Source organism: Frankia sp. CeCAU1, from assembly GCF_977971845.1.
Map to the genome: position 1 here is coordinate 1 of NZ_CDWWXA010000115.1, position 9,601 is coordinate 9,601.

Genomic DNA, 9,601 nt, shown 5'->3' on the forward strand with positions numbered 1-9,601 from the left:
AAGGGGTTGGGCAGGTGGCTGAGGGGGGCGGTGACGATGCCGTCGGCTCCGGCGGTGAGGCTGGCGGCGATGTGGCGGGCGGTGCCGTCCCACAGGGTGAACTCGGGGCCGGTGGCCGTGCGAAGGGCGGCTATCTCGCTGGGCGGGACCTTTGACACTTTCGCTCCGGCCGGGAGGACACCGGCGGCGTGGGCGGCGGCGGCGAGGCGTGGGGTGAGGGTGACGGGGCTGAACTCGGGGTGGCTGAATAGGTAGCTCGGCCGGGGCAGGGCGGCGAACAGGTCCAGGGCGTCGGTGTCGCTGGCCAGGTCGCGTAGGACGACCATCGGGATGACGCCGGCGCGGGTGGCGTGGGTGATGTCGGCGGGGGTCCAGCAGCATGCCGTGAGCCGGTCGGTTCCGATCGTCTCGGCCCACAGGTCCACGACCGCGGCGCGGTCGGTTTCGGTGGCCTGGTGGCCGCCGGTGGTGGTGCCGGACAGGATGAACCGGTGCGCCCACGTTCGGGCCGCGCGACGGGCGTAGCGGGCGGTGGCGGTGGTGTCGATGCGGCCGTCGCGGGTGCGGAAGGTGAGGGCGGGAAGGACGAGTTGCATGGCGGTCAGTCCAGCGGGTCGCGAGGGTGCGCGGGGGATTCGGGGGCGCCGGTGACCTTGCGGTGGATGTGGCCGGCGGCTTTCCGGGGGGGACGGTGGTCGGTGCGTAGGACTAGGTCGAACAGGTCCAGGCTGGCTGTGGCGAGGTCGGTTTTCGTCTCGTCCCAGGCGGCCAGCCGCTCGGCAAGGTCGGTGTTTCCGCGTTGGCGGGCGCGGGCGGTGGTGACGTCGCGGGGGCACCAGAGCAGGACGGTTGTCCAGCGGGCCGGGTATTCGGTGTGCAGGGTGTGGATGCCGGCGACTTGGCCGAGATGCACGACCGGGACGCGGCCGGCGGCGGTGATCTCGTCGAGGCGGGGCCGGTCGACGGCGTAGACGTTCCCGTACCGCTCGTTCGTGTACAGGATCAGGCCGTCGTCGTGCAGCCGGGCGAGTTCGTCGGGCGAGGCGACCCGGTAGGGGGCGCGGGCGTTCGCGCCGATTTTCAGCCGGTCGAAGTGCACGTAGCGGTTGTCGAGCGTGGTGAGGGCGGTGGTGATGGTGTCCTTTCCGGCGGCGGGTGGGCCGTAGAGGATGATCGCGTCAGGAGGCATCGCGGACCCGGCTGGCGAGGCGGCGGGCGTGCTCGGCGAGGTTGCTGCGGGCGTGGCGGCTGTTGTCGACGACGTAGTGGGTGCAGACCGGCCGCTGGTCGGGGTCGATCGTGGTCAGGTATTCGTCCCAGTAGGACAGCTTCCAGGTGTCACGGGCGGCGTCGCGGGCCTCGATGTAGTCGCGCATCGAGTCGACGTCGCAGCGCATCCACACCACGGCGATCGTCGCGCCGGCTTTCCCACACCGTTTCTTCATCCGTTCCAGCCATGCGGCGTCGGTGAGCTCGCGGACGAACGGGGCGGTGACGATCGTGGGCATGCCGAGGCGGAGGTTGTCGAACGCGGTGTCGAACATGGCGCGGTATTCCAGCGGCCGGACCTTGCTCAGGTAGACCTCGCCCTGACGGTCGTTCGGGTCGGTGTCCATGGACAGCAACAGTGCCTCGGTGAGCGGCCGGCTCATCGTGTCCTTGTCGAGCAGCGACCATCCGGTGATCTCGCTGACGAACCGGGCGAACTCCGTCTTCCCCGATCCGGGGAACCCGGCCACCATGACCAGCGCGGGGGAGCCTTCACGCGGCCGGCCGGAACTCCACGCGGCGAGGATCTTCGCTTCAAGGTCGAAGGGTGCGAGCTCGACCCGGCGGCTCCGGCTGGCGGCGGGGGGTTCGATGCAGGCGAGGAGTTGGCGGATCGAGTCGGTGACCTCGTCGCGGCGCGGCACGACGGGCGGCGCGCCGATCGACACCCCGATCTGGTCCCGCAGATGGGTCGGGACCCGCAGCGTCTCCCGCGGCGGCCGGACCGCACCAGCGGCCCCCTCCCATGGGCGGGGTGCCAGACCGACCATCACCCCGGGGATGCGCAGGCCGTCGGCGATCCGCTCGATGACCTCGACCTCCTCGACCTTCGCCTTGCCACCGGCGATCCGGCTCACCCGGGACTGGCTGAACCCCTCGATGGACGAGGCTATGCGGTCCTGACTGACATGATCCCATTTGCGCATGAGCAGGAACGCGGCGCCGAAGTCCCGGCCGCGCAGGGCGTCGGCCATGTCGTCGCGGTGCAGAAGCTCGGCGGAGACGGTGTAACGCTGCCAGGCGGATTCGGGATCAGCGGTCATTCATCGCTCTTCGGTCGGTGACAGATCGGGACAAGCCGCGTGAGCGGATCAGCACGGTGAGCATAGCCGGGGGATGTCGTCTCGGCATCACAAGTCCGGATCGAGCGGTCAAACGGCGCCGGACAGGCGCTGACCTGGGCATGTCGCCGGGACGGCGGCGGCGCCGGAATGCCGTCGATCCATGCCGCCTCGGCATTCCGTGGTCGTCCGTTTCCGGTGAGTCTTGTCCGTAGTCGGCGCCGTCCGTGCCGAGTGTGCCTCCGCGGGCGGCGCCGACACCGGAGCGGGTGACGGCAACCATGTCGTTCCGGTGGTGGATGTCGGGCAGCGTCTGCGGGTGTCTCGGCCACCCGGTGGGCAGCGCGGGCGAGGAACGGACACGACGGACGAAGGGGACGGGATGAAGGGCGGGCGAAGAACACGCGGAACGGACACATCGGCTATTGGGCTGCGTCTCGACCGGGACGATACGGCGGGAGGTCTCGGTGGCGCGGTGGCACGATCCTTGCCGGTGTCCGCGCGGGCGAGGCCGACGTGTTCCCGGCGGGACCTGCTTACGCCGCCGAAGCCGACCATGCCGAGCACGGCGGTTCCGGGGATCTCGGCCGACGTCGGGTCGGAAGCGTGCTGGGTGCGGTGGGCGTTGGTGGTGCGCAGTCCACGCGGGACCCCGGCGGGGGTGGTGGGCTGGTTCACGTCCGGGGCGGCGGCGAGGGCCTACGCCCAGGATCGCGGGTACGTGGGGGCACTCGTGCTGCCGGCTCTGCCCGTCGCGGCTGGGACGACCCGGTGAGCGGGGCGCGGGTGGCGACCGGTAGCCGGGTCGTGAACGACACGGTGTGGGAGCTGCTGTCCGGTGCCTAAGATCATGGTGCTTGGGGAGCCGCTGCCCGCGCTGGGCGTGCCCGATGTCGACGGGTTGCTGTTGGCGGAGTCCCCGGTTGTCGCTGCGGGTGGGCGGATGACGGCACTCGTGACCGAGTTCCACCCCGTCGGATCGTCCTTCCTGGAGGAAGCCGCGCTGCGGGCGGCCGTCGTAGGGACCGCGGCGACGGTCACGATCCACCGGCGGGGCACCCCGTTCGACCGCACGACCGTTGCCTTGTGCTACGCCCATGATCTTCTTCCGGTCCGGACCGCGCCGCTGGGTCAACGCGCGCCCGTGGTTGCGGCGTCCAGGTTCCGGCACGGATATCAGGGCAGGCCGCACGAGCTGCGGGTGAACGCCGCCGGGAGCTGGACCGAACACACCGTGTGGGAGCTGAGGCTTCCCGGCTGCTGAGCCGGTGACAGGCCGGGGCCGACCATCCGGCCTGTCACCCGGGAGGATCCTGCCCTTCCGCCTCCTCCAACCTGGGGTGGCGGGGTCCTCCCGCCCTGAGCGTGGCCGGTGATCCGATGAGTCGCACACCGCCGGCCACCTGAAGACCCCGGGCTTCCCTCCCCCTCAAGGGAACCCGGGGTCTTCGCCTGTTCACGGATGTTCGGACGCGGGAGGCGGCCTCGCGTGCGGGCGATCGGGCCAATGTCGCGTCGAGAGTGGTCATCGGTGGAGCCCGTCGCATTCGTCCAGGCGGCGGATGAGCGCCCGTAGGTCGTCGCGGATGTCCCGGATTCCTTCGAGGATCTGCCGTCCGAGCATGGCGGTTTCGTCCGCCGTATCCAATGACGGGGCGTGGTCACCGGTCAGGACACGGACAAGGTGATCGTCGGGCCAGTCGAGGGCGCGGGCGATCGCCGCCAGGGTCTTGGTGCGCACGCGACGGGTCGCGCCGTGCTGTACCAGCCGCAGCGTGGACACGGATATGCCGGCACGGTCGGCAAGCTCCTGTTGCCCGATGCGGCGGGTGGACATCCTGGTGCTGATGGCCTGCGCTACGGCCGTCCAATCCTCACCGCCCTCGTCCCGATCGGCATCGGGAATGTGGACGGGACCGGAACGATCAGTCATGCACGGCATGCTAGCGAATTGGCAATGACCTGAGCTGGCCTGGTCAACGGCCATATCGACCCGGCATGGTCGGCATGACTTCATGCCGTCTCTGCATTTTCCGATCCCTACTGCTCATGCATCGCCGATATACCGCTTGAAAAGCGCTCTTCCGGCGGTGCATTGTCGATCCGTACCCACCGCCGGACGGGTCCGGCCGGTCGGGGTGATCTCAGGAAGGTGGATCCATGGCGGTACCGAGACGTATTCCCGTCGCGTTCGGCGCGGTGTTCCCGGCGGGGGCCTTCGTGGTCGGCGTCGATCCGGTCAACGACTTCGAGAAGGTCAAGGCCGGGGTGGCCGACGCGCAGCAGCGGGACGAGGAGACCGGAGAGCTGGTCTGGCAGGTCAAGGTCATCGACGCGGACCCGACGGCGCGATCAACCGAGATGAAGATCCGGATGGCGGCGTCGGTGCAGCCGGTCACGCCGGACCTGCTGCCAGGGACACCGTTCCGGCCGGTCGAGTTCGACGGGCTCACGATCACTCCATACGTCGATCGGCGCAACGCCGACCGGCCGCGGGTCGCGTTCTCGCTGCGCGCGTCCGGCATGCGGGCGCCCGGGGTCGCTTCCGGACGGCGCACCGGTCCGGCGGTGGCGGCATGACCAGGTTCTCCCGTCCGATGATCGACGGTCTGCGGTCGTCCACACATGCCGCCCTGCGTGTCGGGGCGGACTGGTCCGTTCGCTGCCACACCTACCCGGACCGTTCCCCGATTCTCTCGCTCGATGTCGGCCTGACGTCGCTGTCGATGTCTCCGGCGTCGAACGCGGTCACCACGGATCACATCGAGTTCGCGTATGCGCTGCTCGCCGCGGTGAACGACTATCTCGTGGAATGCGAACGCATCCGGTTCACGTCGCAGGACGAGCCCGGCGTCGCGGAGCGGCTCGCGGCATAGCCCCGCGTTCCACTCGCACGTTTCGCACGGGCGGCCCGGAACTTTCCTCTCGGGTTTCCGGGCCGCCCGGTGATTCTTCGGATTCCCCGACCCTTGGTTTCACGCGCTCGGAGACAGGAGGTATTGCCATGTCCAGAATCAACGGTGACCGGCGTTTCCCGCGGGTGCCGTCACAACCCGACAAGGTGCGCGTCCCGGTGTGGATGCTGCTGTTGGCCGTGGCCGGCAAGGCGCTGTGGATGCTGCTGTGCGGCTGCTGGCGGCATCGGGTCGCGGTGGCCGTGGCGGTGGGTCTGCTGCTGGTGGTGGCCCGGGTCGGGTTTGTTGGCCTGGGTCTGGGCGTGCTCGGCCTGGTGGTCGTCGCGGCGGTGTGGTGGCGGGTGCATCCTCGGTCGTTCTGGCCGGTGGCGTGGTGGCTGTGGGGGCGTGCCCGGCTCACCTTCGTCTACCGGTGGCGGTGGAAGCCGGCGATGGTCCACACCGACCTTGCCATCCGGATGCCGGCGTCGACGGGTGATCAGGTGACGTTCGACGAGTACTTCCCGCGCATCCGAAAGATCCATTCGACTCGGAGTGTCGACGTGCTGCGGGTCGAACTGCTGCCCGGTCAGACCCCCCAGCAGTGGGCCGATCAGGCCGAGGCGTTGCGGCACGTCTTCCGGGCACGGCGCTGCCAGGTGCAGGCGGAGACGTTCCGGTTCGTCCGGCTGTCCTTCCACCGGCGGGATCCGCTGACCCGTCCCGTGCCCCCGGCCACCCTGGAGGACGCCGCGGACGGTACCGGCTCTGGCCCTGCCGGTACCGGTTCGTCCTCGGATCGGCTGGGGCGGCTCGTCGCGGGGCTGTCCGCGGTGCCGGTCGGCCGCTGCGAAGACGGCTGTCCCTGGACGCTGCCGGTCCGCGGAACGCATGTCCTCGTCGCCGGTGCCACCGGTGCGGGTAAGGGTTCGGTGCTGTGGTCGGTGCTGCGCGGGCTCGGGCCGGCGGTGCGCGCGGGGCTCGTCGAGCTGTGGGTGTGTGACCCGAAGGGCGGGATGGAACTGGCCTTCGGCCGCGCCCTGTTCACCCGCTTCGCCACCACGACGGAGACGATCGCGGATCTGCTCGACGGCGCGGTGACCGTCATGCGGGACCGGACGGCGCGTCTCGCCGGGAACACCCGCCTGCACACCCCGACCGTCGGGGAGCCGTTGATCGTGCTGGTCGTCGACGAAATCGCATCGCTGACCGCGTACGTGACCGACCGGGACCACAAGAAGCGCATCGGCGCCGCATTGCCGCTGCTGCTGTCTCAGGGCCGGGCGCCCGGGGTCGTGGTCCTGGCGGCGGTGCAGGACCCGCGTAAGGAGGTGTTGCCGTTCCGGGACCTGTTCCCGGTGCGGGTCGCGCTGCGGATGACCGAAACCGACCAACCTGACCTCGTGCTGGGCTCGGGTGCCCGGGACCGGGGCGCGCGAGCGGATGAGATCCCGCTGTCGCTGCCCGGGGTCGGCTATGTCCTGCACGACGGTGACCCCGACCCGGTGCGGGTCCGCGCCGCGTTCATCGACGATGTCGAGATTGCCCGGGTCGTTGACGTCTACCGGCCGGCGAAGCCGGGTGGCTGGACACCCGACATCTCCGGATACCTCGACGATCTCGACGACTTCGACTCGCTCGACGGGCTCGGCGAGGTCGCATGACCCGACCGGACCCGCCGATGACGGCGGAGCCGGACTCCTTCGCGCCGGTGCCCGTCCTGCCGGTCTGCCTGACCTGCGGCCATCCCCGGATCGCGCATACCCACCGGGGCCGCCGGGCGGACGTCGCCGGGCTCCCCTGCGGCTGCACCCGCTATGTCGATCCCGCCCCCGAAGATCCGGAGGAGTTCCCCTGTCGATGACCGTTCCCGTCCCCGCCGGTCCGGCGTCGGCCGGCGCCGATCCGTCCACCGACCGACCTGGTTCCCGTACCGCGCGGATGCGACTGCCGCTTGCCCGCCACGTCGTCGAAGCCGTCGCGGTCGACAACGGGGTGTGCATCCGGCCCATGGCCATGCGGCGCACCAACCTCGACACCGGCGAAACGCAGATCATCCCCGTCCCGTGCGGCGCCACGCTGGCGTCGAAGTGCCCGCCGTGCGCGGAGAAGGCACGCCGGCTGCGGATGGCGCAGTGCAAGACGGGCTGGCATCTCGATGACGAACCGATCCCCGATCCGGATCCGCCGTCGGAGGACGCCAAGGCGTTGGCGACCCTGCGGGCGGACCTGGAGGCGGCCCGCGCCGATGTCCTCGCGGCCGGTGACACGGTGCAGGTGGACGAGATCGACGACCTGATCGGACAGGTCGATCACGAACTGTCCGCGCTCGGGGTGCGGGGCAGGGTGGCGCCGGACACCCGGGACCGGTCACGCCGTGTCCGCTCGACCCGCCGCCGCCAGGAGGCCCCCGACCTGCCCCGGTTGCCCATCGACCGGCGCACCGTCGGCCGGACCTTTACCGCGCCGGACGGCACGGTGTGGCGGCCGTCGATGTTCCTGACACTGACCTGCGACAGCTACGGCCGGGTGCTCCCCGACGGGACACCGGTCGATCCGGCCTCGTACGACTACCGGCGGGCCGCGCGGGACGCGATCCACTTCCCGAAGCTGATCGACCGGTTCTGGCAGAACCTGCGCCGCGCGGTCGGTTGGGATGTCCAGTACTTCGCCGCGTTGGAACCCCAACGCCGCCTTGCGCCGCATCTGCACGCGGCGATCCGCGGCACGGTGCCCCGGGCGATGCTGCGCCTGGTGGCGGCAGCGACCTACCACCAGGTATGGTGGCCGTCCGCCGACCAACCGGTCTACGATGATCAGCATCTACCCGTCTGGGACGACGACGCAGCCGGTTACCTCGACCCCGACACCGCCGCGCCGCTGCCTTCGTGGGATGACGCACTCGACGCGATCGGCGAGGACGACGAACCCGCCCATGTGGTCCGTTTCGGCCCGCAGCTTCGCGCGGACGGGGCGACGGCGAACTCGGCGAACACCGGCCGAATGATCGGCTACCTGACCAAGTACCTGACGAAGAGCCTGGACGCCTGCCACACGATCGACACTGACCGGCAGCGGGCGCATGTGGACCGGCTGGTTGAGGCGCTGCACTACGAGCCGTGTTCGCCCACCTGCGCGAACTGGCTGCGCTACGGTGTCCAGCCGCGGAACCCGAAGCCGGGCCTCGTGCCGGGCCGCTGCCGGGGCAAGGTGCACCGGCGGGAGACGCTGGGGTTCGGTGGGCGGCGGGTGCTGGTCTCGCGGCGCTGGTCCGGCAAGACATTGACCGATCATCGGCATGACCGGGTCGCGTTCATCCGCGCCCAGCTCGAAGCGCTCGGCGCCACCGCTACCGGCCCGGCCGCGACCGATGACGGCGACCCGGCCCGGACGGTCTGGACGCTGCTTCGCCCTGGTGACCCGGCCGCACCCCGTCGCGAGCACCTGCTCTTGCGCGCGGTCGCGCAACGTCACGCCTGGCGTGCGCAACTTGATGCCGCCCGTGCCTCCTCGGCCGGCGGACTTCCGGCAACCGGGCCGCCGCTGGCGGATGCCGCCTGATCTCCTGTCCTCGGGAAGCCTGTGGAGAGCATCCGTGACGAAGCTCCTGCTCACTCCGTCCGAAGCCGCGGAACTCCTCGGTGTCGGCCGCAGCACCGTCTACGAGCTGATGAACACCGGGGACATCGAATCCGTCCACATTGGTCGGGCGCGGCGCATCCCCTCGGCCGCGCTCGTCGCGTTCGTCAACCGGCTCCGCGGCCTGGACGACGGACGCGCCGCATGACGGCGCTCACGGGCCGCCGGGTGGCGGGAGGTCGGGCCGGTGCTCGGCAATCCATGCCTCGACGTCCTCGGTCCGCCAGATGTGACCGGCGGCCAGGGAGGCATGCGGCTTCGGGAACGACGGATCTTCCTTCAGGAGCTGGTTCACTCGCGTTCGCCCGACGCCAAGACGGCGCGCGATCTCCGCCGCTCCCATGAGCGGTTGTGTCATGACCGCAGACTACTGGACGACCGTCCAGGTGGACGCGTACCGTTGTCGTCGCTGGACGATCGTCCAGCGAGTTGAGGCGGTCCCGGCGGGTGCGCCAACACCCGACCGGGACCTTGATCCCAATCCTGCGCATAACAGGAGTTGAGACCCATGCCCATTTTCTCGTCTGGTGCCTTCGGCGCGTGGCGAACCCCCGACGACGACCATCCGCTGATCGCGGCCAGCGTGCTTGGCCGGGGCGAGTACGCGGTGACGATCCGTCCCGGTGCGGACATCGGCGACCTGGCGGCGCTGCTGGTCACGCTGCCCCCGGACGCCTTCCTCACCGAGCACTACGGCGACGTCGACATCACCCTGATCTTCCGTCAGATGCCTGATGT

General features: G+C 70.3%; 14 protein-coding genes. 9 read left to right on the forward strand and 5 right to left on the reverse strand.

The annotated features are described in order from the left end of the window. From AC08OO_RS17820 to AC08OO_RS17830, 3 genes are all read right to left on the reverse strand, one after another. Positions 1-596, reverse strand: a 596-nt coding sequence (locus tag AC08OO_RS17820) for a hypothetical protein (RefSeq protein WP_476618796.1), incomplete at its 3' end; no start/stop codon positions are given. Positions 597-601: 5 nt separating this feature from the next. Continuing rightward, positions 602-1,189 (reverse strand): guanylate kinase, encoded by a 588-nt coding sequence (locus AC08OO_RS17825; protein WP_476610892.1) that lies wholly within the window; start codon positions 1,187-1,189, stop codon positions 602-604. Then, the gene (locus AC08OO_RS17830) at positions 1,179-2,312 is read right to left on the reverse strand and encodes a P-loop nucleotide/nucleoside kinase family protein (RefSeq protein ID WP_476610891.1); all 1,134 of its coding nucleotides are present in this window, start codon (positions 2,310-2,312) and stop codon (positions 1,179-1,181) included. Before AC08OO_RS17830 ends, AC08OO_RS17825 begins: the two co-directional genes overlap by 11 nt. Before the next feature lie 574 nt (positions 2,313-2,886). Between AC08OO_RS17830 and AC08OO_RS17835 the strand changes: the two genes are divergently transcribed. Both AC08OO_RS17835 and AC08OO_RS17840 read left to right on the forward strand, forming a co-directional pair. Then, complete coding sequence (locus tag AC08OO_RS17835; RefSeq protein ID WP_476610890.1) at positions 2,887-3,105, forward strand: hypothetical protein; 219 nt, start codon at positions 2,887-2,889, stop codon at positions 3,103-3,105. A gap of 63 nt (positions 3,106-3,168) precedes the next feature. Next, positions 3,169-3,594 (forward strand): hypothetical protein, encoded by a 426-nt coding sequence (locus AC08OO_RS17840; RefSeq protein ID WP_476610889.1) that lies wholly within the window; start codon positions 3,169-3,171, stop codon positions 3,592-3,594. A gap of 261 nt (positions 3,595-3,855) precedes the next feature. Here AC08OO_RS17840 and AC08OO_RS17845 read toward each other — a convergent pair whose 3' ends face one another. Then, positions 3,856-4,263 carry a helix-turn-helix domain-containing protein gene (locus AC08OO_RS17845; RefSeq protein ID WP_476610888.1) on the reverse strand — a complete coding sequence of 136 codons (408 nt, stop codon included), beginning with the start codon at positions 4,261-4,263 and terminating at the stop codon, positions 3,856-3,858. Between the two features lie 227 nt (positions 4,264-4,490). Here AC08OO_RS17845 and AC08OO_RS17850 point away from each other — a divergent pair, with 227 nt between their 5' ends. The 6 genes from AC08OO_RS17850 to AC08OO_RS17875 all read left to right on the forward strand — a co-directional run bounded on the left by AC08OO_RS17850 (position 4,491) and on the right by AC08OO_RS17875 (position 9,011). After that, a complete protein-coding gene (locus tag AC08OO_RS17850) occupies positions 4,491-4,910 on the forward strand; it encodes a plasmid replication, integration and excision activator (protein ID WP_476610887.1) in 420 nt (139 codons plus the stop codon). Then, a complete protein-coding gene (locus AC08OO_RS17855; protein WP_476610886.1) occupies positions 4,907-5,206 on the forward strand; it encodes a hypothetical protein in 300 nt (99 codons plus the stop codon). Before AC08OO_RS17850 ends, AC08OO_RS17855 begins: the two co-directional genes overlap by 4 nt. Before the next feature lie 128 nt (positions 5,207-5,334). After that, complete coding sequence (locus AC08OO_RS17860; protein WP_476610885.1) at positions 5,335-6,888, forward strand: FtsK/SpoIIIE domain-containing protein; 1,554 nt, start codon at positions 5,335-5,337, stop codon at positions 6,886-6,888. Continuing rightward, positions 6,885-7,088, forward strand: coding sequence for a hypothetical protein (locus AC08OO_RS17865; protein ID WP_476610884.1), 204 nt, complete (start codon positions 6,885-6,887; stop codon positions 7,086-7,088). The genes AC08OO_RS17860 and AC08OO_RS17865 overlap by 4 nt, the downstream gene beginning before the upstream one ends. Beyond that, complete coding sequence (locus AC08OO_RS17870; RefSeq protein WP_476610883.1) at positions 7,085-8,785, forward strand: replication initiator; 1,701 nt, start codon at positions 7,085-7,087, stop codon at positions 8,783-8,785. Before AC08OO_RS17865 ends, AC08OO_RS17870 begins: the two co-directional genes overlap by 4 nt. A 34-nt stretch (positions 8,786-8,819) precedes the next feature. Then, the gene (locus AC08OO_RS17875; RefSeq protein WP_476610882.1) at positions 8,820-9,011 is read left to right on the forward strand and encodes a helix-turn-helix domain-containing protein; all 192 of its coding nucleotides are present in this window, start codon (positions 8,820-8,822) and stop codon (positions 9,009-9,011) included. 6 nt (positions 9,012-9,017) lie between these two features. Here the strand turns inward: AC08OO_RS17875 and AC08OO_RS17880 are convergent, their stop codons facing one another. Next, positions 9,018-9,221, reverse strand: a complete 204-nt coding sequence (locus tag AC08OO_RS17880; RefSeq protein WP_476610881.1) for a helix-turn-helix transcriptional regulator — start codon at positions 9,219-9,221, stop codon at positions 9,018-9,020. Positions 9,222-9,371: 150 nt separating this feature from the next. On the opposite strand from AC08OO_RS17880, the gene AC08OO_RS17885 reads away from it, so the two are divergent. Further along, positions 9,372-9,601: hypothetical protein (locus AC08OO_RS17885; protein WP_476618797.1), on the forward strand; the 230-nt coding region annotated here is incomplete at its 3' end.

Excerpts from the sequence above, each read along its gene's own strand:
- AC08OO_RS17825 (WP_476610892.1), bottom strand. The coding sequence starts at position 1,189 with ATGCCTCCTGACGCGATCATCCTCTACGGCCCACCCGCCGCCGGAAAG.
- AC08OO_RS17830 (WP_476610891.1), bottom strand. The coding sequence starts at position 2,312 with ATGACCGCTGATCCCGAATCCGCCTGGCAGCGTTACACCGTCTCCGCC.
- AC08OO_RS17835 (WP_476610890.1), top strand. The coding sequence starts at position 2,887 with ATGCCGAGCACGGCGGTTCCGGGGATCTCGGCCGACGTCGGGTCGGAA.
- AC08OO_RS17845 (WP_476610888.1), bottom strand. The coding sequence starts at position 4,263 with ATGACTGATCGTTCCGGTCCCGTCCACATTCCCGATGCCGATCGGGAC.
- AC08OO_RS17850 (WP_476610887.1), top strand. The coding sequence starts at position 4,491 with ATGGCGGTACCGAGACGTATTCCCGTCGCGTTCGGCGCGGTGTTCCCG.
- AC08OO_RS17855 (WP_476610886.1), top strand. The coding sequence starts at position 4,907 with ATGACCAGGTTCTCCCGTCCGATGATCGACGGTCTGCGGTCGTCCACA.
- AC08OO_RS17860 (WP_476610885.1), top strand. The coding sequence starts at position 5,335 with ATGTCCAGAATCAACGGTGACCGGCGTTTCCCGCGGGTGCCGTCACAA.
- AC08OO_RS17865 (WP_476610884.1), top strand. The coding sequence starts at position 6,885 with ATGACCCGACCGGACCCGCCGATGACGGCGGAGCCGGACTCCTTCGCG.
- AC08OO_RS17870 (WP_476610883.1), top strand. The coding sequence starts at position 7,085 with ATGACCGTTCCCGTCCCCGCCGGTCCGGCGTCGGCCGGCGCCGATCCG.
- AC08OO_RS17880 (WP_476610881.1), bottom strand. The coding sequence starts at position 9,221 with ATGACACAACCGCTCATGGGAGCGGCGGAGATCGCGCGCCGTCTTGGC.